Annotated in this window: 27 protein-coding genes; 16 read left to right on the top strand and 11 right to left on the bottom strand. The window is 52.6% G+C overall.

From position 1 onward, the window contains the following. Positions 1-49 precede the first annotated feature (49 nt). From NQL71_RS30640 to NQL71_RS30615, 6 genes are all read right to left on the bottom strand, one after another. Entirely contained in the window at positions 50-817 is a 768-nt protein-coding gene (locus NQL71_RS30640) for a hypothetical protein (RefSeq protein WP_274644608.1), read from the bottom strand. A gap of 63 nt (positions 818-880) precedes the next feature. Continuing rightward, the gene (locus NQL71_RS30635; RefSeq protein ID WP_274644607.1) at positions 881-1765 is read right to left on the bottom strand and encodes an ATP-grasp domain-containing protein; all 885 of its coding nucleotides are present in this window, start codon (positions 1763-1765) and stop codon (positions 881-883) included. After that, the gene (locus NQL71_RS30630) at positions 1753-1929 is read right to left on the bottom strand and encodes a putative periplasmic lipoprotein (protein ID WP_274644606.1); all 177 of its coding nucleotides are present in this window, start codon (positions 1927-1929) and stop codon (positions 1753-1755) included. The genes NQL71_RS30635 and NQL71_RS30630 overlap by 13 nt, the downstream gene beginning before the upstream one ends. 9 nt (positions 1930-1938) lie before the next feature. Then, the gene (locus NQL71_RS30625; protein WP_274644605.1) at positions 1939-2769 is read right to left on the bottom strand and encodes a peptidyl-tRNA hydrolase; all 831 of its coding nucleotides are present in this window, start codon (positions 2767-2769) and stop codon (positions 1939-1941) included. Positions 2770-2817: 48 nt separating this feature from the next. Beyond that, on the bottom strand, positions 2818-3183 hold the full coding sequence (locus tag NQL71_RS30620) for a hypothetical protein (RefSeq protein ID WP_274644604.1): 366 nt from the start codon (positions 3181-3183) through the stop codon (positions 2818-2820). 198 nt (positions 3184-3381) lie between these two features. Continuing rightward, positions 3382-3774, bottom strand: coding sequence for a hypothetical protein (locus tag NQL71_RS30615; protein ID WP_274644603.1), 393 nt, complete (start codon positions 3772-3774; stop codon positions 3382-3384). A 205-nt stretch (positions 3775-3979) separates the two neighbouring features. Between NQL71_RS30615 and NQL71_RS30610 the strand changes: the two genes are divergently transcribed. From NQL71_RS30610 to NQL71_RS30590, 5 genes are all read left to right on the top strand, one after another. Continuing rightward, complete coding sequence (locus NQL71_RS30610) at positions 3980-4738, top strand: sigma-70 family RNA polymerase sigma factor (RefSeq protein WP_274644602.1); 759 nt, start codon at positions 3980-3982, stop codon at positions 4736-4738. 117 nt (positions 4739-4855) lie between these two features. Next, positions 4856-5500, top strand: a complete 645-nt coding sequence (locus NQL71_RS30605; RefSeq protein WP_274644601.1) for a hypothetical protein — start codon at positions 4856-4858, stop codon at positions 5498-5500. Positions 5501-5635: 135 nt separating this feature from the next. Continuing rightward, entirely contained in the window at positions 5636-6031 is a 396-nt protein-coding gene (locus NQL71_RS30600; protein WP_274644600.1) for a hypothetical protein, read from the top strand. Between the two features lie 35 nt (positions 6032-6066). Beyond that, positions 6067-6456 carry a hypothetical protein gene (locus NQL71_RS30595; protein ID WP_274644599.1) on the top strand — a complete coding sequence of 130 codons (390 nt, stop codon included), beginning with the start codon at positions 6067-6069 and terminating at the stop codon, positions 6454-6456. Between the two features lie 49 nt (positions 6457-6505). Continuing rightward, positions 6506-6856 carry a hypothetical protein gene (locus tag NQL71_RS30590; protein WP_274644598.1) on the top strand — a complete coding sequence of 117 codons (351 nt, stop codon included), beginning with the start codon at positions 6506-6508 and terminating at the stop codon, positions 6854-6856. A gap of 3 nt (positions 6857-6859) precedes the next feature. On the opposite strand, the gene NQL71_RS30585 is transcribed toward NQL71_RS30590, so the two are convergent. Further along, the gene (locus tag NQL71_RS30585; RefSeq protein WP_274644597.1) at positions 6860-8569 is read right to left on the bottom strand and encodes a hypothetical protein; all 1710 of its coding nucleotides are present in this window, start codon (positions 8567-8569) and stop codon (positions 6860-6862) included. Between the two features lie 252 nt (positions 8570-8821). Between NQL71_RS30585 and NQL71_RS36690 the strand changes: the two genes are divergently transcribed. The 11 genes from NQL71_RS36690 (at position 8822) to NQL71_RS30530 (ending at position 19763) form a co-directional block, all read left to right on the top strand. Further along, complete coding sequence (locus tag NQL71_RS36690) at positions 8822-9850, top strand: RNA ligase family protein (RefSeq protein ID WP_343228900.1); 1029 nt, start codon at positions 8822-8824, stop codon at positions 9848-9850. A 156-nt stretch (positions 9851-10006) separates the two neighbouring features. Beyond that, on the top strand, positions 10007-11377 hold the full coding sequence (locus NQL71_RS30575) for a hypothetical protein (RefSeq protein WP_274644596.1): 1371 nt from the start codon (positions 10007-10009) through the stop codon (positions 11375-11377). A gap of 139 nt (positions 11378-11516) precedes the next feature. Further along, positions 11517-12122 (top strand): ADP-ribosyltransferase-containing protein, encoded by a 606-nt coding sequence (locus NQL71_RS30570; protein WP_274644595.1) that lies wholly within the window; start codon positions 11517-11519, stop codon positions 12120-12122. Then, a complete protein-coding gene (locus tag NQL71_RS30565; protein WP_274644594.1) occupies positions 12119-13240 on the top strand; it encodes a hypothetical protein in 1122 nt (373 codons plus the stop codon). Before NQL71_RS30570 ends, NQL71_RS30565 begins: the two co-directional genes overlap by 4 nt. A gap of 10 nt (positions 13241-13250) precedes the next feature. Further along, positions 13251-14447: a hypothetical protein gene (locus NQL71_RS30560; protein ID WP_274644593.1), complete on the top strand. Its 1197-nt coding sequence runs from the start codon at positions 13251-13253 to the stop codon at positions 14445-14447. Positions 14448-14487: 40 nt separating this feature from the next. Next, positions 14488-15675: a hypothetical protein gene (locus NQL71_RS30555; RefSeq protein ID WP_274644592.1), complete on the top strand. Its 1188-nt coding sequence runs from the start codon at positions 14488-14490 to the stop codon at positions 15673-15675. A gap of 59 nt (positions 15676-15734) precedes the next feature. Beyond that, positions 15735-16865 carry a hypothetical protein gene (locus tag NQL71_RS30550; RefSeq protein ID WP_274644591.1) on the top strand — a complete coding sequence of 377 codons (1131 nt, stop codon included), beginning with the start codon at positions 15735-15737 and terminating at the stop codon, positions 16863-16865. 57 nt (positions 16866-16922) lie between these two features. Then, positions 16923-18125 carry a hypothetical protein gene (locus NQL71_RS30545; protein WP_274644590.1) on the top strand — a complete coding sequence of 401 codons (1203 nt, stop codon included), beginning with the start codon at positions 16923-16925 and terminating at the stop codon, positions 18123-18125. Positions 18126-18203: 78 nt separating this feature from the next. Further along, entirely contained in the window at positions 18204-18719 is a 516-nt protein-coding gene (locus tag NQL71_RS30540; RefSeq protein WP_274644589.1) for a hypothetical protein, read from the top strand. Positions 18720-18784: 65 nt separating this feature from the next. Then, entirely contained in the window at positions 18785-19273 is a 489-nt protein-coding gene (locus NQL71_RS30535) for a dihydrofolate reductase (RefSeq protein WP_343228899.1), read from the top strand. Next, entirely contained in the window at positions 19260-19763 is a 504-nt protein-coding gene (locus NQL71_RS30530) for a phosphatidylglycerophosphatase A family protein (RefSeq protein ID WP_274644588.1), read from the top strand. The genes NQL71_RS30535 and NQL71_RS30530 overlap by 14 nt, the downstream gene beginning before the upstream one ends. 18 nt (positions 19764-19781) lie before the next feature. Here the strand turns inward: NQL71_RS30530 and NQL71_RS30525 are convergent, their stop codons facing one another. From NQL71_RS30525 to NQL71_RS30510, 4 genes are all read right to left on the bottom strand, one after another. Next, positions 19782-20315 carry a hypothetical protein gene (locus NQL71_RS30525; RefSeq protein ID WP_274644587.1) on the bottom strand — a complete coding sequence of 178 codons (534 nt, stop codon included), beginning with the start codon at positions 20313-20315 and terminating at the stop codon, positions 19782-19784. A 136-nt stretch (positions 20316-20451) separates the two neighbouring features. After that, positions 20452-22005, bottom strand: coding sequence for a hypothetical protein (locus NQL71_RS30520; protein WP_274644586.1), 1554 nt, complete (start codon positions 22003-22005; stop codon positions 20452-20454). A gap of 8 nt (positions 22006-22013) precedes the next feature. Further along, a complete protein-coding gene (locus NQL71_RS30515) occupies positions 22014-23084 on the bottom strand; it encodes a hypothetical protein (RefSeq protein WP_274644585.1) in 1071 nt (356 codons plus the stop codon). Continuing rightward, positions 23053-23616 carry a hypothetical protein gene (locus NQL71_RS30510; RefSeq protein ID WP_274644584.1) on the bottom strand — a complete coding sequence of 188 codons (564 nt, stop codon included), beginning with the start codon at positions 23614-23616 and terminating at the stop codon, positions 23053-23055. Before NQL71_RS30510 ends, NQL71_RS30515 begins: the two co-directional genes overlap by 32 nt. Positions 23617-23714 lie beyond the last annotated feature (98 nt).

The raw sequence follows: 23714 nt of genomic DNA, 5'->3' as shown, positions 1-23714 counted from the left end.
CAAAAAGCCGCTCCGTAGAGCGGCTTTGGCAGTCCAGTTACCACCGGCGCTAATCGTGTTCGCCCTTAGTCTCACTGCCGTCAACGAACAACTGATACCGCTGAATGATGGTGATGTTCAACGGCAGGCCCTTGGCCAGGCTTTCATCAAAATGACTCAGGGTGGATGGCGTGTACAGACCGTTGGTCTTTTCGAGGTACAACGCCAGTTCTGCCCCGCTAATGTCTTTGACCAAGATCATGTTGATCAGTCGGTTAAATTCAAACACCTGCAGGGACAACAATCCGCTGACCACGACCACCCAGACCAACAGCATTACCGGAGCCGCCAATAGCACCGAAATCATCAAGAGGAACTGAATCAGCACGAACTTCGCAATGAAGAACAGGAACAAGCTTACTGACATTTTCTGCACATTCTTTTCGTCAAAGCCTTCCTTGTACAGCTTCACCAACTCCTGCCCCTGGAAGAGTGTGTAGATCAGCATCCCGAGGAAAGCAGGAATCATCAATACCAGAATATTGGTCAGTTCAGTCCACGCCATCGAGCAGAACAACACCACCGCCGTGAGGCCCATCAACCCCACCAAACCTTTGCCAATCAGGTCGACATCGATCAGGCGCACCCGAGTCTCATTGATCGAGCGGCCAATAAGATCACTCAACACATGCTGAAAGTAGTCGATGTTCTTGTCGCGCACGCTCTGCAGCTGCGTGGCGGTCAGTGGCTGATTGTGTGGCATGAAGTGGTTGAAGCGGTTGCTCAGAATGAGGTCGAGCAGATAACCAACGAATAGCCGGTACAGAGATATCAGCATGCTCTTGCTTTCCGTTTCGGGGGCGAATATGAATATCTTATCATGTGAAGATCGAAGGTATCTTCAAGATTCCAGTGAAAGTTCACCGATAAATTCGCGCCAGGCCACCTTGCCCACGGCATCGAATAACCTCAAGGCGTGACAGGCGTAGAGACCTGATGTTGAGAACGCATTGAGCTCAACGACCTTTGGCTCGCCAGCGAACAGGCCAACATCACAGGTGTACGCCAGGTCAACCTGCCACGGTAGTGCCGCGACCTGCTGTGCGACCTCAAGACACAGCTTACTCACCACCGGATCAATACTGCGCTGCCCATTTACATGGTAGCGACTGCCGGTGACCACCTTCCCTTCGACAATGAAGAACCGGTATTCAGCGCGAATGCTTTGGGCTGGCGCAATCAATACACGGGTATCGTCTGTGACCGAGGTCAGTTGGCGAAGACTGTTGATCTCAACCCCTGCGGTTTCCTGCTCCAGGCATAGCCCGGTGAACGTCTTACCTCCAGAGTCAGGTCGGACAAACAGGCGGCTGTCGCCGAAGAGTCGATATATCTGATCACGCCTGCGCACGAAATCACCGAACGGCAGGTACACCCCTTCTGCATTGCCCAGGAGCTCCAAGGGTAAGCGAGGCATGTAGTGGGAGCACGCCAGGCGATCCTTGGTGTAGTAGGCGCCGGGAATGGCGTTTGAGTTACGCAGGCGCTGTTCAACGAACCCGATGCTGCCGTAGAGCACGATGCATTCATCGGCGCTGTAAGCTCGTAGGGGTTCTCTGTACGTATCACGGCAGTACTCGGTCACCTCAACGGTGTAACCTATCCTGCGCAGCGCCATGGGTAGCCTGACGTGGGGTGTGTCGGCGAGCATCCCCTGATCTATGACAAAGGTGACCGAGCCACGGCCACGATTCGCCAAGGGTTGCGGCGGGATCACGGGGCGCATTTTACAGCGTCCCTAGACACCCTGTTCATTTCCGGCGTGGCAAACATCAGGCTACCGACGAACACCACCGCCATTTCCTGCCCCACACTGCAACCACCGGTGGCCGGCGTGCTACAGCCTGTGCAAGTCGCCAGCAACAGGCAACCCAAGAGAAAATGGCGCATCGTGCCCCCTTAAATCAGCTTCAACCCTGCGGTTAGATGACTGATATTGTCCAGAAACTCCGGGCCGACCGCCAGCATTTTCACGCTGTCCAGTTCAACCAGCGAAGTCGTCGAGCCCATGGCATCGAACTGAACCTGGAGGTCTAGCAATGCCTCGTCCGTGGCCACACTCAGAGAAATCTTGGTGTATCCGTTTTTGATCCAGGAATCAAAAGCGATGTTGGTGTGGCTGGAGATCAGGAACTGCTTAAAGTCCGACTGCGTGTCAGACTCCAGCATTTTTGCCATCTGGCTCAGGCAACCAATAGCCGCAAGGGCGCAGACAGTTTCCTTCTTCAGCGTCCGCGAGCGGCTGAAAATGAAGTACTGCCGGGCTCGGCGTTCAGAGCCTTCCTCAGCGCAGTCGTAGGGGGCATCTTCCCATTTTTCGGTAAAGATACCGCTGGCCGCGCAGGTTACGGTCTTGACGCCTTTGAATTCGGTGGCGCCGTTGTCGATCACTTTCTGACCGTCATCCGCCTGGCCCAGAAAAGCCTGGACTGCCGCCTCGTCACCAACAAAGTTGAAGTTGACGTCCGGGGCGGCCAGAAAATTGTTCAGAGTGTTCATCTTCGCGGTCGACAGACGAAGGCCATCTTTGCTCGGTCTCATATGGCTGGCGAGCACTTTCATCGCGGCGTGGCCTGATTGGGAGGCCATCTTTCCCATGCGCATATTCAGATCGCTGCGCATTACGATCTTAAGCTTTTTCATCTTTTCCGTATCAGGTGAAGTCCATCGCCAGGGTGTCTGGGCGACTTTTGAAGCTGGCAATTTATCATCAATGTAGGGTAACTGCAAGCGTTGCCTGCAGCTTTTGCCTGATTTTGTTGAGTGATGAGCCCGGCTTTAGGACTTTCGTTCGTTTTTCAGGTGAAAGCTAATATCAAACTTGCGAACGTCGGCCAGCAGCGAAAAAATTTCTGCGTAGGTTAGTTTGTGCTTGGCGATTAACTCAACCAGTTGATCACCGATCTTGGTCGCTACGTGGGTCAGGGTAAAGCTGGATTTATCCAGGTCTTTCCAATTGCTGCAGGCCGTCTTCATCGCGACGTCATCGAGGGAGGCCTCAAGCCAATACCGCTCAATTTGGTTACAGATCATGTACCCCTGCTCGTACGACTCGACCTCCTTGACGCCCATGGCTTCTGCCCACATCAGGCCGAAAGCTGTTGCTACGCGGTGATGCATAAGGCTTCGTGGAGTGGTTGTCATTGATTTCTTTTCCTGGTCAGTGTCGTGGAGGACTGTCGGTATACCGCAATCTCGTTATATACAAATTGACATCAAGTATTCAACCAAAAAGCCTGGAAATCAACCACGCATTGCCAGTCAGGACAACCATCGCTGTTTTGATGGGGCCTGAAACAAAAAAGCACCCCGAGAGGTGCTTTGGCTGAAGCGATGCCGGCCTTACTGCTCAGGGCTGAGCGCTTTGGCCTTTTCAGCTTCCGATTTGTGCCTCATATAGGCGCTTGCCGCCTTGCTTTGCTGCTCGGGCGTGAGCATGCCCATGACCCTGGTCTGGCGCTTTTTGGCGGCGTCCATATGCTCCTGGTTCATCGCAGCCTTGTCGTTGTCCGACAGCCTGCTAAGGTAGCGCATGTTAATTTCGTAGTGCGCCCGCATCTCTTCCTGGGTGGCGTCACTCAGAATCGAGGTTTGGTCATTGGTTAAACCCAGCTCTTGCTGAGCCTGCTGCACCATCTGAGCCGGGCTCGGAGCCCCGCCCTGGCCACCTTGGGCGGCCAACGCCAAGGACGGGACAGCCATGGACAGTGCAACGGCAAGCAGAACATTTTTCATGAAATACTCCTCAATGAATGTTGATCAATATGCTAGTCAGCATCTTCAATCGGTTCAAATGGTTAGATGTAAACGTTCGGTAAATTAGACACTGACGGGCAAAAACATTGTTTACAAATTGACAAAAGCATCATAGTATTTAGCCATCAACGTGCACCGAGAGATCATCGTGATCAACCCTGTCGTCGCCAAGGAAGCCAGCCCTATGTCCACTGAACCATACCTGCGGCCTGATCGCGACGACGTCCTGCAGAAGCTGGAAAGTTACCAGCAAACTGGCTGCCAGAAAACCCTGGCATGGCTGCTGAACGAACACCGGGACATGTGTTACAGCATCGCCTACCGGTACGATCATCGGTTTGAAGTGGACGATACCTTTCAGGACTGCATGGAAATTCTGATTCATGCCATCCGGGATCACGATTTGACCGGGTCGTACCCATTCTTTTCGTACGCCTACACCCGCGTATCCCGTGAGGTTGCTCGCAAGAAAATCCGCCAATGGTCGATTGTCAGTGTTCCTGACAACCGAGAGCTACTAAAGGTCTTTCGCAAGGTCAACAAAATGGGGATTCCGGCTTACCCGTCAGATGCTAAAGCCAAAGAAGTCGCCGAAATTCTTGATGTCAAGGTTGAGTACGTTTTCGCCGCTGCGGCGCTTTACTATAAAAAACCGATGTCTCTGGACAGCGGCACTCATAGCGACGTGGTGAGGTCAACGCTCTATGACGATTCATGCTCTCCTGAGCGAATTGTAAGTGAGCAGGATTTTGAGGCCAAACGTACCGAACTCGCTCAGAGGATGATCGGTCGACTGAACGAGCGAGAGGCTCTGGTCATCCAGCTGCGACACTTGAACGAGCCACCTTTGAAGTTGCGTGAGGTCGGCGAAGAGCTGGGCATTACCGCAGCGCGTGTGCAGCAGATCGAAACCAAGGCCATGAAGATGATGATGGCGGCTTGACCGTCGGTGAAGACAGCAGGTCGACCAGAATGCCTGCTTCCCCCGTCCTTGTCTTTCCAGCGGCTTGCAGTGTCAATTTATGCTATAATTTGAGCAGTAAAAATCGAGGATCTGATCATGCTCGTTACCTCGCATCGCAATATTGAATTCACCATGGTGTGCGGGCACAAAGAGATTGTGTCTGACGCTATTCGCGGTTCTCGGCAGATGGCCGAGGAAAGGCGAAACCTGGCCAGCATGCTGTGCTCCACATGCGTGAGGGTGCTTGAAGGCTGGCTTAAGGCCGATCATGGTCAGCAGGCCTACCCGATGGACTTCCCGGTGCTCAACGGCGCTTCGGATGCCCAGGTGAGGTTCGCCTCCGACATGCGCCTGAAAGAATTCAAGAAGTACGGCCCCATCATGCAAACCTTGAGCAAAGACAGCACCGAACTGGCCAAGTTTGCCTGGCGTGCCCTGTACATGTGCTTCATGGTCACCGATAGCCGCTACTGGCTGGACGAACGGAAGCGATTCAACCATCACGTTTGGGGCGGCGAGATCCAGCGCCTGATGAAGGAGCCTGGGTTCAGCGACCGTGTATCGTCGTCTTCGGCCTACGGTTTCTTTTACAACAGCCGCGCACGCGACTCGATCAGCTACTTCATGGCGATCAACCCGGCTTGCGATCTTCAGGGTAAAAACCTGCCATTGATGCGGTTCTGGACGAAGGAAATGTTCAAAACCACGGTGGCGGTAGAGGAAGACCGGCAGGCGAGTTGAAAAAGGTCGCCCCTTCCGCGCAGCGGGCTCGCTCCAAGGGATTGGAGCAATCTCCACGAACATTTCTGGCCAATTGACGGCATTCATAATCAGCTGTAGATTTTGCGATCAAAATTGATTGAGGGGAATTTTTCGATGTTTCGTCGTAAGCCAACATCCATCCACCCAGAACTCAACCGAGCTGCTGCCAAACGTGCCCGCACCTTCAACGTCGGCATGCTGAAAGTGGCAGCTATCGCAGTGGGTTCCTTGTTGGTCATTGGCGGAACGTGGGCCGTAGCCGAAATGAGCGCCTCGACGCCTGACCCGGCAAAGTTGCGCATGGCTGAACTCAAAGGGCGCTCTGTCGCCCATACGTTTATCATCGATGCCTACGAGCAGTGCATGGCGCCAAAAGATGCCAACCGCTACCGCTGCTTGAAGTCGACCGCTGACGCAGCCAAAACGAAGACCATGACCTCCTTCCAAATCATCGGGGTGTTCAAGGACTACGGCATCAACATCAACGGCTCTGATTTCCCGGAAATCTAAGGCCAGTTGTACCTTTTGTGATTATGGAGAGTGGCATGGACGAAACAAACGCTGCAGGAATCGAAACCACTGCCGTTAAGCACCCGGCGAAACTTCTGGACTGGAAGCCGAAGACCTTCGGGGACTTCCTGCTGGTCGGTGTCGGTGTACTGTTATTTGCCGGCTTGCTTTGGGCCTACATTGCAGCAGGCCTTGACGGCGTCCGTACCCAGGAGCGCCTTGACGAGTTGAGGAGCCGATCACCCGCCCATGATCAGATTCTGACGGCCTACTATCAGTGCACGGGGCGGATGCCGTCTGCACCCCTCTCCTGCCTTGGGTCTGTTTCTAAGGGTGCTGAGATGAGCGGGATCAAGCCTGAAGTGGTCAAGTCAGTGCTGGTCGACGCAGGAATTACGCCCCCATCCGAAGTCAAAGCCCCCTGAATGCTATCAGGGGCTCCGAGCAGAGCACCTGTGGAAAAGGAGATGAATCATGCAAACGGACTACAACATAGGCGTAAAGCGCCTAAACGAGATCACCGCTTGCCAAAAATGCGGCAACAACGAGGTGAAGGAAAAACGCCAATGGGCATTGCACTCCTGCGGCCATTGGAACGAATCCGTTGAGTTCGTGTGCGGGGCTAAGTACGAATTCACGCCAAATTTCATGAAAGTCGGCCTGGCGAAAGTCTGCACCTACGACCCTGAATTCAAGGCTCGCCAGGAACTGACCGCCTCCGTGAAGGCTGAGTTTTTTAAGCTGGCGGAGAAGCGCGGCATTCATCCAGAAGAGATGAAAAGCCTGAGGGACAAGCTCCAATACTGGTATCCCTCAAGCTGGTGAACACTAAAGGTAGGCTGACAACAGCGAGTCTAGGGGCTTTGAAACCTGGGCCTTAGCAACCTGAACCGTTTCGACAGGCTTCAGGTTGTAGTCGGCTGCCATGTCTTTGTAAACCGCAATCGATGCGTCGACATCCGCTTGACTGGCAACCCCGGTGTACCTGGAGTAATGATTCTCCATCGTGGTGTGAATGTCCTCGGCCAATTTCATGGCCAACGGATCATCAGTGCGCTTGAACAGCATTTTCCTCGTCGCAGAAATCTCGCTCCACATCGCCTTCACTGCGGGTGTGAACATCGTATCCGAGTTAAGGCGCAACTCCCCAGGAAAATAGGTTCCATCCTTGGCCATGAAGTTCTTCTCCATAAGGAACTTGGCAATCTCCGGAATCTCTTCTTTGGTTTTCATATGGATCGCCGCAGGATCTATCTGCGGAAAAATCTCATCGAGTGCCCAAGCGGTTTTGTGCGCGTAGTCGTTTACCGTCGAGATTCGCATGGGGCGAATGAGGTCGGTGTACAAATCATTGGTGCCTGTTTCACGCATGTAATCCAGGCTGGCAACCAGGTCACCGAAGGTTTCCTCAAGACTGCGTTGATAAGCCAGTTGCATATCAGACAGCTCCCTGTCCCCAGCACCTGGTTGATCCAGCTGGAAGAAACAATGACCCCCTTCGTGTGATTTCATAAAGAAATCCCAAAGGTTTTTGTCTACTAGCATCTCCGGCATGTTGCTGAATTTGTAGAAATTACCGTCTTTTGTTACCGGGGCAATCTGGTGGTGGTGGACTATACAAAGTGCGCTCTCCGAGGCCTCACCAGGCTCAACCATTTGAGCTAGGCCTCCCACCTTGTCCGCTGTAAAACTGTCGATGGATTTCTGCAAGGTGTGATCGCGGGCATAATTCTTAACCATCTGAATGCCGTCAAATTCGCCGAACTGGACAATCTTGCGTTCCGAGACCTTGTCCTTGGACAACACTGTTTCTATCGTTGGCCGCGATTGCAGGTCAACCAGACCAAATCCACTGGTGGTATTCGCAAACCCAGTGGCATAAATGCCGCCAAGAGTAATGCTGGCCAGCACCGCTGCCACCACCCCAAGCTTTAGACCCTTTTTCAGGTAAAGGGTCAGTGGCTTGTCCTTGAGTGCTTCCACGTCCACAGACGCCGGCGCCGAATCGACCATGGTCAGGAAGTCGCGGCTCTCTGCGCGGTTCTTGTCCACCCACTGTGATTCTGAAATTTCAGTTTTGACGCTGGTCAGCGACTGGCCTGGGTGGATCGAGGCACAAATTCTGCTAAAACCGCTGTTGAAGTGCTCCAGTGAACCGATGTCGTGGCATGCTCGCTTGGTCATTTCAACCAAACCGTCGCGAGCGTGCTCGCCGCCTAGCAACGACGTCAGGTCTTGGGCATACATCTCGCCCAAGTGATTGTTGATGCCACTGTAGAGCGGTTTATAGACGCGCTCATTGTCGGTCAGCAGTGCGCTGGTCAGCATCATGCCCTTGGACTTTGGGCTCAAAGCGCTCATGAATTCAGGTGTTGGGTAGTTGATCTCGGGGTGACTTGCTGTAGCTGACAGGTCGACCAGGCTAGCCAAGACCGGTGAGTAACCCGCCGAGTCGACGACATCTTCAAGGCGAATCTGCCCAACCGCGTATCCGCTTAATGCACCCGACAAATGTAACTTCAGCGCTTCGTTAACCATGTTTTTGGATCTCCTTTCCGACATAATCTCATAGCCGCCTCATGTTGTTCAAAATGCTCGGTTACATCACATAAAATTGTTGTCAATTTAGCCTATATGCTTATAATGATGGCCATTCATTCACTTACCCTTTGCGAGTCGATCATTTGATCAATTCCATGACCTTCGCCGGCAGGATCAACTGCCTCGTTTCAGCCTAGCGCCCTTCCCTCGCACATTTTTGCGGGCCCGGCGCCTGTAGAGATTGCGATCATGAACGCCCAATACCTTTTTGATGCCGAACAGTTTCGCGACGCCGTGTTCAAACGGGATCGACGTGTCTGTGTGTTTTGCTCGGCACCGGCTGAATCAGCCACACACATCCTGGAATCCCAGCTGTGGGACGACGGCGGCCACTACCTGCAAAATGGCGCCAGCGTCTGCAGAGAGCACCGACTCGCTTTTGAAATGACACATCTGTTGCCTAAGCAAATTCGGATTGCTGCTCGTATCCCGGAAATACTGGTACCTCAGGACTACTTTCAGACCACGCCCTATGACCACTGGGGCAACGAGATTTTGCACAATGGAATGCGTCTGCGCGGTGAGCTGTTTCTCGATGATAATGTCCAGCAGCTACTGAGCCAGGGCCGCGTACTGGATCAGTTCACCTGGCAGGTGAAGTACCCAACCACCCCTCACCTACCATGGTCAGAAGGGATTCAGCGGGATGACCGCCTTCTGCGTGACGTGCTTCACTTCCTGGGTAAGCGCGTCGTCGTCACAATGAAGATGGATGGCGAAAACACCTCGCTTTACAGTGACTACATCCACGCTCGTTCGCTGGATTCAAGGCACCACGAATCTCGTGACTGGGTGAAAAACTTCTGGGCCAGATTCAAATGGCAAATCCCTGAAGGTTGGAGGATCTGCGGTGAAAACCTGTTTGCCCAGCACTCGATCCGGTACAACGATCTGGTGAGCTACTTCAATGGCTTCTCGATCTGGAACGAACGCAACAAGGCGTTGGACTGGGATGACACCCTGGGCTACTTCGACATCCTGGGGATCACCCCGGTCGAGGAAATATACCGTGGCGTCTTTGACCAGAAGTTGATCCACACAGCCTACCTGGAAAAGTCAAAAGGCAAGGTGTGCGAAGGCTATGTCGTACGCCTGGAGGACGAGTTCGACTTCCGAGATTTCCGCCGTTCGGTGGCCAAGTTTGTCCGCAAAGACCATGTGCAAACCAAAGATCACTGGATGACCAGTGAGATCATCCCCAACAAGCTGAAAGGTTGATCGCTGCACCACCAGCGGAGTTCGCTGCTCCGCTGTTTTCAGCGCCTGTTCCCTTGGACTTATTGCCATTAAATTGATATAAAATGGCATAACGAAATCACCAAGGATCTGGCCATGTACATTCGCCCTAAACGCAATCACCCAAACGCCGGCCCCATGCTCACCCGCACCTTCATGCGCCGCGAGGGGTCGGCCTTTGATGCCACGATTTTTCGTGACGACGGTGATCACTACGCTGAAGACATTAAGTTCGAGTATCTCCTCTACAAGGTACCCTTCTGCCTTCAGCCGGCGTTATTTGGCATTTTTCTGGGTTTCTCCAAGCCGGCCATCACCCGATTTTTGAGCCAGGCTGAAGTCAACCTGAGCGACATCGCAGGCTTAGCAACTGATGCGTTTGATCGCGCCGTCATGATTGCTGAAACCGGTGAGGAATTTACCCTGCGGCAATTGCAGCGGTACCTGATCGAGGCCATGGTTGGTTGCCCGGTGCGAACCCACGCCATGATCAAGGAACTACGCTCGATAGAGTTCAGCAGTACCATCGTTGAGTCGCTGCTGCACTGTGAGATTCCCGAGTTGTGGGTGACCACTCGCCTTGGTGATGAAACCTTCACCATGCAGCGCCTGCCGAAAAACATCGACCCAAACCTCTCTTACGAGAGCAACCTGGACATCCCCAATCACTCTTTTCCTGATTTGCTGCGCCGATCTGGTGTTCTCAAAGGTCAGTTCATCCGCAAAGTCTTCGCATTCCATGATTTCTATGAAGACGTGCTGATCAACCTGCGCGATGGTGAAGGATTGGCGTCGCGCATCGTAAACAGCCTGGAGTTCCTCGAAGACGATGAGGTCGCGTCCTTTGCCTCGGGACTGATCAATACGGTGTTCATACCGGAAAATGATCGCTTCGGTCTGCAAGGTGAAGAAAACAGCGCCAACCCTAGACCGTTGTTCCAAGTGCTGAAAACGCTCATCGAGGAGATGGAGTGTTATGGGCTCGCCGACACCGTAACTGTGGCACTCAACTACCTGCCTGCAGATTACATCGGCAAGTTAGACCGGGTGCAAGGAGATGAGCTCTACGCCCCACTCCACGACTTCACCAGTGTGCTCAACCGTTTCTGTGAAGAACTGCTGGATCTCGATCCTCTGGATCTCACCCTGGCCCATTTCACCGCCATGTCAAAACTGTGCAGTTTTCGTTTTGAAGACTTCGACCGCCCTCGGCTGAGCAATACCTGCGTGTTGAGGCACATAGCTTGCGCCGTAAAGGCATTCAAGCCTTTCTTCAGCGACGTGCCGACACCGAAATGGGAGCTCGACACACTGGTCGTCGCTATCTGGCGGGATTTTGCAGACTTGTTCAGAGATGAAGAAATGCGCCTCAAGTATGACGCGTCTGAGTTCAACGCCTCTGCGGTGCTCGCCATGAACATGATAAACGAGTATGACCGTAAATTCCCGGAGCTGGGCGAGGATGACCAGTTGGTTCTGAAACGCTATGAGGCACTTCAGGAACAGTGAGCCAAAGACAAGGTCACCCAGGGGTGGCCTGCCATTCCCTCAACGTCCTGGGCTACCTCTTGGCCCAGGTGCCGCGCTTTGACTCAGCGATGACGCGCCCCATAAACTGGGGTATGGCAACGTATTTTGAGTCCAACCCATGCGCAAGCTGCCCAACTTGAAAGATCGGTTTTTCTACCACGGATCCCCGTGCTCCATTGATGTCTTCGACTACAAGTTCGCCGAGAACGGGCAGGGATTTGGCTTTTACTTCACCACGGATAAATCCGGCGCCGCAGGCTTTTGCTCCGAAAACCCCATCACCAAGGCGGCGGGGTTACCTTTCGTCCCGACACTTCACAAAGTCCGCCTAAAGGTAGAAAACCCACTGGGTCACCAGCATGTCCAGGCGCTGACGAAGGCCCAATGCCGGGAGATCATTAAACACGCTCCAAACCTCGAGGAAAGGCTCTGGAACACCTGGGATGTCGATAGCCTCGGTGCAGACAAAGCGCTGGATGAGGCAGCCAAGCTCTTTAGCGGCAAGGATTGCATCCTCATCAGTACACTCAACCAAATCGCCAACGAATTCTTTGAGGGCGAGATGGGGGCGCTCACCTCTGCCCTGCGCGACGTAACTGGTTACGACGGCTTGATCCGCACATGCGGTAAAGATGTGACGATCATGGCGTGGTTTCCTGACCAGGTCGAAATCGTGTCGCGCATCGACCCAACTCTGGAATTGGATGAGGCGCCTGCACCATGAGTGACACTACCCCAAGCGCCTTCGACCAGTTGGTAAAAATCCGCGTTGAAATCCGCAAGCATTGTAAGTCTCAGGCTGGCGGCGATCCGATGGACGTCTACGACCTCCTGTCCGACTACTGTGACATCTTGGAGCGCCTGGCCACCCAGCGGAAATATTCGGTCATGGCCACGGCCATGGATCGCCTCAACACCGTCGCTGAAGATTTGTTTCAGCGTCCGCACATGGTGCCGGTGATCGCCGAATTGTTTTTGGAGCGCCTCCCCTTTAGTCACCGCACGGTATTCAACCTCGCTGGAAGTTTGACCGGCGTGCTGCGTGAAAACCTGTCGCAACTCGCTGTTGAGAACCTCATAGCACACGAGGCATTTCTTTCGGACAGGGATGAGCATCTCGCAGGTGGCGTTATCCGAAATCTGCTGCGCTATTGCGATAATCCAACACCGGCTTTGCAGTACGCACAATCGATCCTGCCACTGTTCAATAGCAAGACGTCGGGTTTTGAGTCAATTCTAAGCGCCATCCTCGACAGTCGAACCTTGAAAAATATGCCTCATGAGAAATTCGTGCCCCTGGTGGAATGGGTGTCCCAGCTCGATGTTCTTAACTTGTGCCAAAGCCTAAAGCCGGGCTACGCCACGAAAGAGAGAGTCGCCATCTTCCGCGAAGCGGGCTTGCCTCTTCTCGCCGATGGCCTGTACTACAAAAACAACCAGGTGAACGCTCGGGAGATGATCGAGATCCATAAGCGAACAGGCCTTAAACCCGACACGGCATATCTTGATCAATTCTTTGGCCAAGGTAAAACACCAGAGGTGAGAGAGCTTCGAGAGCTGCTGAAGTATTCTTTGGCGGTTGAGAACGTTTTCCCACTGGACTGGGAGGGAATCAAAGCACCGTGGGTCACCAGCTCCCTGGTAGATGCTTTTGCCCGCCTTGAGCAGATGGGTGTAAGACCCCGCTCTCCTGAGGAATGCGAACCGCTGATTTCACAGTTGGGCGATCACCTTAGAAGCTCGGAAAACATGGACTCGCTGCTCAACAAAAAGACGAAGCCATACCTGCAGATCTCCCATAAATTTAACGGCAAGCTGTTTGGCCTAGAACTCGGCCTTTAAGGAATTTTCAATGTCAAACCAGATTGCCCGTGATCTGACGCAAGCCGCACAAGCGCTGATCCGAACCGTGAACGGCACCAATCCGGGCGAAGATGTTCTGCACCAACAATTATGGGATCTTGCTAATGCGTGCCATCTGGCCAAGCAAAATGACAGCCTCAATCTCCTGGCGCGTGCTCATCAGGCGGTAAAAGAAACGACACGAGGGTTCATGAACCTGGTCACACGTCGTGGATGTCCCGATGTCATCGCTCAGTACCTGGAGTTGTTTCCTCTCCATGAGCAATACGCCGAGGAGTTTTTGCAGATCATTCACGAATCGGAGTGTCTCAACGCGGCAGATAAGAGCCGCTTGCTTGGGGATCTGGTCGACAATGTCATCAAGCACGAAACCTTCACCGTGAAAAATCAGTTTGGGGGCACCGACTTCTACGACGCCCGCAAGTTTCTGGTGATGAATCTGAATGGCTTCGAATTCGAAGAGGGCAAAAGCCTCGACTCCACGCCGCTTGGCAAATTCTGTACGAATCTCTGCGAGATCCGAAACGATGCCGCCGCCATCATAATCACCACGTTGAACACGGCGGAAAGTGCCCGTTCGTCCAATGCGGCTGTTGGATACAAAGCTCTAGGCTATTGGTTCAATGGTCATCAGCCGGATCTGTTTTTGGGTGTGATGCGCAACAATCCGTCTGACTACAATACCTTTAACATTGTGCAAACAACGAGGGATACGCTTGAGGCGCCCTACCTCGCCGCTTGCCTCAATATGCGTTCAACCGATCCTGATTTTCAGATCCTGATCGAAGGCCTTAAAACCTATGAGCTCAGGGTTGATGAGACCTTTAAACGTACGATGGCATACGATTCTGATGGAGAGTCAATGCGGACTCTTTCTGAGGGAACTCTGGAGACATTGATCGCATACTCACTTACCGTCGAACACGTCTTGCCCCACGCCATACAGACTGTTGGGACAAAGTACGACCTCATCACAGCATTGGTCAACGCCGGTCGAGAAGTGGCGAAGCCCGAGTACCAGGCGTTTGATAGCAAAGCCAGGGCTCAAGAGGTCGTCGACTTTGTAATGGACAGGGTCACCGGGAAAGAGGACTTCGACCTGGTTAAGAACAGCTGGCTACTGCCGTATGCCCAAAAGAACCTGACCTTCCTCAAGCACGCGTTCGGTCGCGACCTCGGGTTGTGAAATGTCTACCAGCCGCCCATATCAACGAAGGAACGGATGAATGACAACTCTGACTAGTAGACTCGCCACAGCGACCAAGGCTTTGAAATCCAGCCTAGAGCTCCGGCATCCCTCCCCCGAGGTGTTGATGCAGCAACTGCACGACCTGGCGGAGATCGGGTATCAAGCCCAGGGCACATTCAGCGTCAACCTTTTAGCGAAGCTGCATGGCGCTTTGAAGGACTGCACGCGAGGGCTGATGAGCAACCTCGAGCGCAACGAAAATCCCGAAGTCATCGAGCTATTCCTTCAGCTTTTTCCTGTAAACGACCATTACGTCGTTGAGTTTATGGAAACAATCGGTCGTTGCGGAACGCTGGACATAATGGAAAAAAGGCATCTGCGGGAGGAGCTGATTACCAATGTGACAAAGCATGAGACCTTGGCAACTTACGGTCGCGACGCCATCTTGAACCATAGCGCCACAATAAACTTTATCGAGGCCAGCATGGACGGGTATGGCGATGGCGGCGAATCAGCTGCTGTCGACCGAGTCTTCGCTGGTTTTTTCAGGACAATCGCGCAGACACGATACGACGGTGTCAATGTCCTAATGCGTGCGCTAAGCGCGAAGGAATCCGGCATAGGCATTGCAAAACTTGACGGGTGGAAAAAACTGAAGGCATGGCTGCAGGACAACGAACAGTTCCTGGTCAGCTGTGTGATGGCCAACGGGCTGTCGGACTACAATTCTGCATCCAGCATCCTGCATGCGCAAAATAGCATGGGCTTACCGCACCTCTCCGCCGCCTTGAACCTTCGATCTTCAGATCCAATTTTGAAGATTCTGGTGGAAGCTCACACCACCCATGGATTGTCAGTGGATGAAAGCTTCGTCCAGGGTATTGGCCTGACTGACGCTGGTACCCAGCGCAAGTTTGATCATCTCACCCTCGAGTGCCTCCTCGCCTACTCCTTGATGATAAAACCAATTTTACCTAACCCGCTGGAGCCCAAGGCCGCAAACAGCCTGATTGAGTCTCTTTGCGCGGCTGCCGACATAGTCACCTTTGAACAATATGAGGGGTTTGACTGCAAACCTAACGCTCAAGCGGTGGTCGACTTTGTGATGGAGCGTGTGACCGGAAAAGAGGATTTTTCCTTGATCGAGAACACTTGGCTGCGCCCTTACGCCGAGAAGAACCTAACCTACTTGAAACACGCGTTCACACGCGATTTGGGATTATGATGATGCCCTCTCAGAATCCCCTACCCCCGATTGTCCGTGACGTCAGCCGGTACAATGACTTGCTCACGATCAACAAGGAGTTGTACCGGTTGGCCGTGCTCGATGAACCGGATCCCATCATGGTTCACGCGCTGATTTCCGACTTCATTCAGGGCATGGATGACCTGGCTTCCCAGCGTCTGCATGTCCTGGTAGGGAAAGCAGCAACGATGATGGATACGACAATTCTGGATCTGTTCAAGCGTCCGGCGATTGCTGAAGTTATTTCTGAGTTGTACTTCCAGCATTTTCAGGCCCCTATTCGTCTGGTATTCAGTATTGCTGCCGGGCCTGAAGGCCAGCTGCTGACGGATGCGTATAGCGATGAGCTGCGTGATGCGTTGGTGGCTAGGGGTGTCGAAAACCTGATCGCCTATGATGCCTTCAGCACTGACGCCGACCAGCATCTCATGGACTCATTGATTATCTACATACTTCGACTCAGCGATAATCCTCAGCCGGCACTCGACTTGTGCGACGTTATTTTGGAGCGTCGTAATGACAAAAAAGCAGGCATCGATGTGATATTTACAGCGCTCTTCCAAGCCATCTCCGCCAAGGACGTGAAATATAAATTCGACTCAGCCAGGCCTTTATTGCAATGGATGCAGGGTAAGCAAGCTGATCTGGTCAAACAGATGGTAAATGCCAGACCAGGGATTTGGATGGCCAATGAACTGACAGACATTTTCCAAAGCAACGAGCTACAGGATCTCGCGGATCGCTGGTACCTTCGCTCTAGCTACTTGGATTTTCAGCGTCTGTACGCAATTCATCAGCGCTGTGGCTTGAAGCCTGATCAGGATTATCTGCAGCAATTCATCGCCCACGATTGCAGGCCATCCCAAAAGCAACTGGGTGACTTGCTCAAGTATTCGCTTGCAGTCGAAAATTTTATCCCTGACGCCAGTAAACTCACCTTCAAGCCAACCTGGGTCACCAAATCCTTGGTGGATGCCTTCAACACCTTCCGCGAAATGGGCATTGAACCCCGCTCACCAAAAGAGTGTGAGCCACTGATTTCCCTTTTGGCTGGGCATTTGAAAAGCGAAGAAACCATGACTCCCCTAATGGCCAAGGAAATCCAGCCCTACATCGCGATCTCGAATAGCTTCCAGACTAAAATGTTCGGCATGGACTTGGGTCTGTAGGCCGCCACACAAAAAGGGCCATGTAAATTTTCTGGCTTAAGAATTATGGAGTTCACAATGTCAACTGATCCATTTGCCCGGCTCGAAAACATCAACCCCGGCATGGGCCGACAAGCCATGTGCGATGCCATCGTGGAGGTCGGCAAGGCCCTTGAGGCAGCGCTACCAGCGTACGGCAGGATGACCTTGATCTCGCTGAGTCAGCAGATATTACAACTGCGCACGGAGCTGCTGGAAGCATTCCCGCTGATGGAGGATCCTGCCCCGTACCTGGCGCTGATTTCAGCCCTTCCGCTTGATATGAAGGCAGCACACCAACTGACCTATGATTTTGGCAAGCTTGGTGATGATCCCGGTCATGGGCCGGTGCTTTTTGAATTGACCCGTGCGCTGGTGGATAACTTAAAACGCAACAATACCCTCGAGCGCGAGGCTGAATTTTTCAAGCACTCACACACCCCTCGGGCAGCTGGAGATATCGTGTGGACAACCACAGATTTTGAAAGGGATTTTGATGACTTTGCTTACCTCCTGCTAGATAGTCAGGCGAAAGACCCACACTGCTGCCTCGACCTGGTCGAGCACGTATTTTCTTTTTCCATCAATTGCCGCGACCTCAATCTTCAAGGAGGCTTGCTAACGGCAATGCTGGCCATCAACACGACATTCAACCATGAATCCGCATGCTGGCCAGCCGTGAAGCAATGGCTCAAGACCCACGAAGATCGGGTCTGCACGAGCTTGTTGAGCCAAGGCTGGAGCCGACAATTCAAACCGGAGCTGGCCCAGAAGGCCTTGGCGCTTGGCTACCCGAAACTGCACAATGCGATAGTGCTCCGCAGTTGCCGGCACAATGAAAGCAACTTTCTTGCGCTTAAGCGGTTCCACGGGATCGATCCCGATCAAACCTGCTACGACATCATCTTGAAAAATCATCGTGACGAGGCCTGTGGAGCAGACAGCACGAGTCTTACAGCCTTGTTGGCGCACGCCCTGGTGTACGACCACCAGCTCCCGGAAGACTGGATGATCAAGGCTTCAGACTCACCGCTGAAATTGCTGGATAGCGCATATCAGGAAGTCAAAAAGAATGGCTTAGTGCCATCCAATGACAAACTCCACGACTTGTTTGAGAAGTCCTTGCGAAAGTTGCGTAATGATCGAGATTTGACGTGGCTGGAGTCGTCAATATTTGCCCCATTTCTCCGTCAGTCATTGGCCTATCAGGCTGAGCGCTTCGGGCAGGATTTAGGCCTTTAGCCCTATAATTCACTTGTATTGACTACAAGTCCATGAGCGATATACTTAGGTTACTTTTATTACGCCTGGATCAATACCATGAGTTGGATTGAAAAACCGAGGCTGGAACGTAAGGCTGAAGTTGAACAGATGTTTCAACGCCTGGAAGAGGAGTCGCCAGATCGTTTCTGGATCTCCAATGACCAGGACGGGCCCGACACCCAGCTGATGAACATCATTTTGCCGTTGGTGGAAACCGACGCAATCTACTACATCACGATGATGACTGCCCAGCTCAAAGCAGCCCGCCTGATCGCCTACGACTTGGGGCAACTGCCCGGCGAGATGCTGGCCATCACGCCTAGCCTTCTCGACCGCGTCGGCATTGTGGGTGAAGAGATTTTTGCGCTCAACACCAACCATGAGACTGGCATCGGCCTGGAAATTGTCCTCGATGAGCCGGGTCTTACCCATCAGATCATTGACGACGTTCTCCTCCGCTTCATTGATGGCGGTGAGATGCCGCTGCCAACCCGCAAGATCTATGCACTGGATCTGGCGAAGCGCTTAGCCAAGGCCCGTGAAGAGAAGCAACACGCACTGTACCCTCTTTGATAAAATAAAGAGGCGTACTGAAGTACTGTTTTATCCATAAAAACAATAACAAAGGATAATTCGTTTTGAACTCGCAATTGCATTTGATCGCTGCTTTCGGGATCCAGGGTCAGGTCGGATTGAAAAACTCCAGCCCCTGGAACATCCCAGCAGAGCAGCAACACTCGACTGAAACGATTGCAAACGCGACCGTGATCATGTGCCTCCCGACGTTTCAATCGCTTGGCTATGCGTTGCCGAAGCGTCGAAACATTGTCGTGACGGATGAAATCGGCTTTTTGCCTGGATGCGAGGTGGTCACCACCATCGAACAGGCGCTCGAGCTGGTCAAGCATGATCGACGTGTTTATGTAATCGGCGGCGTGCCACTGTGGAGCCAAGCACTGGCCCATGCCACCCATTTGGTGTTGAGTGAGGTTAACTACAACGGCGAGGCCGACACCCTGCTGCCTGAGCCTTTCTTCACCCGCGTGCGCAGCGAGTTTCGCTTGAACCATCTGCGGCATCAGGAAGAGTTCACGGCAACCTACTGGATAAGACATGGTCACCGCTAACACCGCTGAAGCTCAACCGAATCCCCGCCGCTTGCTCCATTTCATCGCCTGCGGCTTCGGCTCCGGGCTGATGCGCCCCGCTCCTGGTACTTGGGGTAGCTTAGCGGCTATCCCCTTTATCCTGGCTCTCCAGGGGCTCTCTACGCCGGTTTATACATTGATCCTGTTCTTAGCCACTCTGTTTGGCATTTGGGTTTGCCAGCGTGTGTCCGAGGATCTTGGCGTTGACGATCACCCAGCCATTGTTTGGGATGAATTTGTCGGCATGGGCTTTGCCCTGATCTGCCTGCCAGCAGAACATCAATTCCTGGGCGCAGCCCTGGGCTTTGGTTTGTTCCGCTTTTTCGACGTCGTGAAGCCTGGCCCGGTGGGCTGGCTGGACAGAAATCTAAGGGGCGGCATGGGCATCATGTTTGATGATGTTCTCGCGGGTATCTTTGCGGGCGTCTGCCTCCAACTGGCATTCTTTGGTTGGGCCTGGATGATTTAATCACCAGCCATTAACCATTTAGTGCAATGATTGTCTAATGACTTTCGAGTATGGAGTTTTTGTAATATGAATAAAGCCAGAGACGGCTGACACTAATTTTATAAAGTTTGGATGTGTTATAGTATCTTTTGGCAATTCATTATAAAGTTCCATGAGTCTACATGAAACATTAAACGGATCAGGCAACTGCAATGGATCTTTATCCAAAAATGTTACCTTTCCCCTCTCAATAGTATATCGCCGTCCTACAACATATGTTTTTCTCTTCTTTGACACAATAGCCGCAGATAGCCAATTTACTCCGTCGCCACCATTATCGTTATGCGAATTGGATGAATTATTCTCGACAACCAAGTAAGCGTCAGGATTTAATGTGCTTATTACTGCATTTGCGTAGGTGACATAAAGAGGACTAGGTTTCAATAATAGAGGAGAATAGCCGTCATTAAATAAAAGATGACAAGACACCGACACCGACCTTCCTTCAAGTAAGTCTTTGGAGACTTTAGAAAGCAAGATAGTGACGATTGGCATATAAAACTTAAAGCCCATCCACTGCACTCATATCCGCTTGGTTTGGTGCCACGATACCCTCTGCGGAAGGTAACATCAAGACGCCACCTTTCCTGGACGACGAGCCACAAGGGCCGGGCCAGCCCTAGGTGGCTTTGACCTGATCACAGGATTCTCACAAGCCTAGGTCATTGGCGAAAGCGTGCCCGATCACCTTCAATGGAAGGTGGGGCAAGACCAGAGATTTCTCTAGTCCACCTTTGGACGTTATGGTGTTGAATTGCTGGATTGACTTAATATTGGCGCCAATTTCACTGATAGACAATGCGTTCAGTTTTACAATCTCAGCCATTATCTCAGGGTCTTTGTCGGTCACCGCATGTTTTATTACATGAAAAATAAGTTCTGATACTTTTCGCTTGGCCTGATCGCTTTCCGGGAAGGATCCCAGGAGCATTTTTGCATAAGCCATCCCACATCGACCCCTGGAATTCGTATGTGTGATCCCATATTCGAACCGTTCCAACAAGAACTCCAAGAATTCCTGCTTGGCATCCTCATTCAACAAGTTAACCCAGCGCTTCAATTTTCTTGTCGTTGCCAAGGAATTGGAGTCGCTGCATTCGGCGGAATAATCTCTGCACCATAGAATAATACTGTCAACAGTAGAAACTTCTCGCAGAAGGTCAGCGCAGGAAGGATTTGCGGCCAACTTATCGAACCAATCTTCGTCCCATTCAAACGCGTGCTCATTGAGCATCATGCGCAAAGGAGTCATTTCGGAACCGTCTCTGATTGCGAGTAACTCAGGTATGGGCGCGGGATTGTAATCCCAACTAACCGCTGAGGCTAAAATACAGGACGCCAACTCCAAATGATTATCCGCAATAACCTGTCTGCCAAGATAACTGCCAATGAGTTGCTGTCGGCTGATGTCGTCGAGCACGTACAACCCGTACCTGAAATTCCGACGTGAAAAATCATCTCCAGTGAGCGTGAAGGCACGTGAAAAGCCGCCATAGGAGAGGTCGTACAGGGTGGCATCGGTGAAACGTTTGATGGAGGCGCCCACCATCTCTTGATCGAGCACGCCGGCGAGTACCATCAGCATGGGTATGCGACACAGACTGCCCTCGCTGGTTTCCAGGTTCTTGTAGGCCTTGGTTACCTTGAATTGGCTGCTAAACGGTTTGGAGTATTTTGAGCCTGGTCGTTCGCAGCGTTTGATGCCACGAACCCATTCTTGAACCCAGGTGTCTAGATGCAACTCGTCCTGCAAAATGATCGGAACAATCCGTCCGGCCAGTAGCATCTGCCCATCCATAGTGCTGCTGTTACGACCAGGCATCGCGTCGCACTGCTTTAAGATGTTGACCTGTTCAAGCGGGGTGTATCGGTTGTTCAGTGCCTTGACGGTGTGCGGCAGCCAGATGAAGTAGCTGGTCATTTCCATGTGATGGATCAGATGGCTTAACAGCGCAATGCTGTCAGAAGAATTATCTGAGGTCAGGAAGATGCTCTTCCATTCGATCCGCTGATCCGCAATCAGCTCCGCGACCTCTTCATCACTGAACCATGGCCAGTAAAATTCAGTGTGCGCCTGGCTGGTGCTAATCAGCTCATCGATGGCCTTACGCTTTACGAAGATTTCTTCGCCAGCGAGATCTTGCTCTTCGATATGCATCAGCAGTGGCGTAATGAACCGCTCTCGCACGTCAGCGGGCTTCATGATGGTTGTCATAGCCCGAGGTCAGCCGAGAAGGCGCCGCCAAGCGCTTCTACGCTGAAATCTCGTTTATCCAGGCGATCCAAGTCAATACCCGGAATGGCGTTCAGCAGATCGAAGTCCTGAAGGGTCTTGAGTCCTGTTGCCAAAGCCTTCGCGTCCATCTGATTGAAGTACTTCGCATAACTCACGCCCGCCAGATGTGCGCGCCCTACTCCCAAGGCCAGGCCCACACTGTCACCCAAAGCCAGATCAGCTCGTATGCCTTTCATGAGTTCTGACTTGAATGCGTTCATGCGATCATCAGTATCCAGCAGCAACTGCAACAGGTGCTCGGCATGATCACTGTCGAATGCACCCTCCAAGCGCTCTTTGAGAAAACCGGCCAAGCGGTTGATGAACGAAGGCCCTGGGTTATCGTCTGTTGAGGACGTCGCCAACTGTAGGTCAAGGAATAACGCTTTGCTGTTCTCGTCGTACTCCCGTCCCATCAGGCTGCCCAACAGGGCGTCATCCAGGAAGGTCATAAAGGGCGGCGCAGTCTGCTCATGCGCGGTCACACGCCGCAACTCACCAACGAGTCGATAAGCATTACAGTCAAGACTGGTGGCCGCCTGGCCGAGCTCACTCAAACCATTCTTTACCAGCAGGTTAGGAGCAGCGCGGCCAAGGCCTTCCATGAGCGACTTTGCGATGCTCGAAAGTGCTGCAGGGCTTACCGGGTCGGTCGATGAAGCAACAGAACGCAGCAGTGAACGCGCAGAGAAGCCGGCAGACTTGGTCAGGCCTTTGTCCATATCCGCAAGGCCCAGCGATGAGCCCACCACAGGAGTCAGAGGCTTGACGAGATCCGCGTTCAGGCTTGCTGCAGCGACATCCAGTTGATGGTAATCACAGGACGCTTTGAAGAGGATCGGTACAGTGATATCGAAGTGGCCGGTGAGCGCGGCCAACTCCGTCTGAACCAAAGAAGTGGGCAGACCTGTCGTCAGGCCACCCCCTTCGGATAAAAACGAAAATACTGCCTGGTTCAGCGCGTTCAGTGAGTCTTCAGGAAGCGCCTCGTTTACTGGATTTGACATTGGATTTGCCACTCTTCGTCGTCATCCCGGCCTTAGCTGCGCTCAAGCCAGCTGGGGTCACTCGGGCGGGCTGCGCCTGGTGTTCGGGGTGCTTAGACAGCCAATTACTAATCACCAGTTTAACATAGGGCTGGAAGGCCACGTAAACAGGCCGATTGAAAATCCCCCAGCTAAGCACTGTAAAGCGCCGGTGCTTATCAAGGTCAATGTCGCACCCACATTCATCGCGCAGGCGACCTATCCAGGTTTGGGCGCTGAGCTTGCTGACACCCATCATCTGACCAAGCAACTCGCCCGTGACGATGTTTTGTAGCCCCTCGATGAGCATCAGGAACAGGCACATGTCCATGCTGCTGAAGCGCGAGGCTCGAGGCAGTCCGTATTCGTTTAGGTAGCTATTGCCATCACCATCTACAAAAAGGAGGGCTTTCTTGACTTTGAAGGCAATCGCCTGATTCTCAACGCCGGTATAGGAGCGAATCAGCTCATCCATCTCGGCGGATTGTAGGAAAGCTATCGGGTCGATTGTCATGGTGACTTTTCCTAAGGTTTGATTTTGAGTCCGAGCCTTTTCTGTCTGGGGTCTCGCTTTCTGTCAGTATAGCCATACTATACTCGAAAATCCAGCCA

Source organism: Pseudomonas serbica, assembly GCF_028823535.1.
In the GTDB taxonomy this organism is placed as follows: domain Bacteria; phylum Pseudomonadota; class Gammaproteobacteria; order Pseudomonadales; family Pseudomonadaceae; genus Aquipseudomonas; species Aquipseudomonas serbica.
This window is presented reverse-complemented; position numbering and strand designations above follow the sequence as displayed.

What these genes read in the sequence shown, in the direction of transcription:
- NQL71_RS30640 (WP_274644608.1), bottom strand. Translation starts at nt 817, where the DNA reads ATGCTGATATCTCTGTACCGGCTATTCGTTGGTTATCTGCTCGACCTC.
- NQL71_RS30635 (WP_274644607.1), bottom strand. Translation starts at nt 1,765, where the DNA reads ATGCGCCCCGTGATCCCGCCGCAACCCTTGGCGAATCGTGGCCGTGGC.
- NQL71_RS30630 (WP_274644606.1), bottom strand. Translation starts at nt 1,929, where the DNA reads ATGCGCCATTTTCTCTTGGGTTGCCTGTTGCTGGCGACTTGCACAGGC.
- NQL71_RS30620 (WP_274644604.1), bottom strand. Translation starts at nt 3,183, where the DNA reads ATGACAACCACTCCACGAAGCCTTATGCATCACCGCGTAGCAACAGCT.
- NQL71_RS30615 (WP_274644603.1), bottom strand. Translation starts at nt 3,774, where the DNA reads ATGAAAAATGTTCTGCTTGCCGTTGCACTGTCCATGGCTGTCCCGTCC.
- NQL71_RS30610 (WP_274644602.1), top strand. Translation starts at nt 3,980, where the DNA reads ATGTCCACTGAACCATACCTGCGGCCTGATCGCGACGACGTCCTGCAG.
- NQL71_RS30605 (WP_274644601.1), top strand. Translation starts at nt 4,856, where the DNA reads ATGCTCGTTACCTCGCATCGCAATATTGAATTCACCATGGTGTGCGGG.
- NQL71_RS30600 (WP_274644600.1), top strand. Translation starts at nt 5,636, where the DNA reads ATGTTTCGTCGTAAGCCAACATCCATCCACCCAGAACTCAACCGAGCT.
- NQL71_RS30595 (WP_274644599.1), top strand. Translation starts at nt 6,067, where the DNA reads ATGGACGAAACAAACGCTGCAGGAATCGAAACCACTGCCGTTAAGCAC.
- NQL71_RS30590 (WP_274644598.1), top strand. Translation starts at nt 6,506, where the DNA reads ATGCAAACGGACTACAACATAGGCGTAAAGCGCCTAAACGAGATCACC.
- NQL71_RS30585 (WP_274644597.1), bottom strand. Translation starts at nt 8,569, where the DNA reads ATGGTTAACGAAGCGCTGAAGTTACATTTGTCGGGTGCATTAAGCGGA.
- NQL71_RS36690 (WP_343228900.1), top strand. Translation starts at nt 8,822, where the DNA reads ATGAACGCCCAATACCTTTTTGATGCCGAACAGTTTCGCGACGCCGTG.
- NQL71_RS30575 (WP_274644596.1), top strand. Translation starts at nt 10,007, where the DNA reads ATGCTCACCCGCACCTTCATGCGCCGCGAGGGGTCGGCCTTTGATGCC.
- NQL71_RS30570 (WP_274644595.1), top strand. Translation starts at nt 11,517, where the DNA reads ATGCGCAAGCTGCCCAACTTGAAAGATCGGTTTTTCTACCACGGATCC.
- NQL71_RS30565 (WP_274644594.1), top strand. Translation starts at nt 12,119, where the DNA reads ATGAGTGACACTACCCCAAGCGCCTTCGACCAGTTGGTAAAAATCCGC.
- NQL71_RS30560 (WP_274644593.1), top strand. Translation starts at nt 13,251, where the DNA reads ATGTCAAACCAGATTGCCCGTGATCTGACGCAAGCCGCACAAGCGCTG.
- NQL71_RS30555 (WP_274644592.1), top strand. Translation starts at nt 14,488, where the DNA reads ATGACAACTCTGACTAGTAGACTCGCCACAGCGACCAAGGCTTTGAAA.
- NQL71_RS30545 (WP_274644590.1), top strand. Translation starts at nt 16,923, where the DNA reads ATGTCAACTGATCCATTTGCCCGGCTCGAAAACATCAACCCCGGCATG.
- NQL71_RS30540 (WP_274644589.1), top strand. Translation starts at nt 18,204, where the DNA reads ATGAGTTGGATTGAAAAACCGAGGCTGGAACGTAAGGCTGAAGTTGAA.
- NQL71_RS30530 (WP_274644588.1), top strand. Translation starts at nt 19,260, where the DNA reads ATGGTCACCGCTAACACCGCTGAAGCTCAACCGAATCCCCGCCGCTTG.
- NQL71_RS30525 (WP_274644587.1), bottom strand. Translation starts at nt 20,315, where the DNA reads ATGGGCTTTAAGTTTTATATGCCAATCGTCACTATCTTGCTTTCTAAA.
- NQL71_RS30520 (WP_274644586.1), bottom strand. Translation starts at nt 22,005, where the DNA reads ATGAAGCCCGCTGACGTGCGAGAGCGGTTCATTACGCCACTGCTGATG.
- NQL71_RS30515 (WP_274644585.1), bottom strand. Translation starts at nt 23,084, where the DNA reads ATGTCAAATCCAGTAAACGAGGCGCTTCCTGAAGACTCACTGAACGCG.
- NQL71_RS30510 (WP_274644584.1), bottom strand. Translation starts at nt 23,616, where the DNA reads ATGACAATCGACCCGATAGCTTTCCTACAATCCGCCGAGATGGATGAG.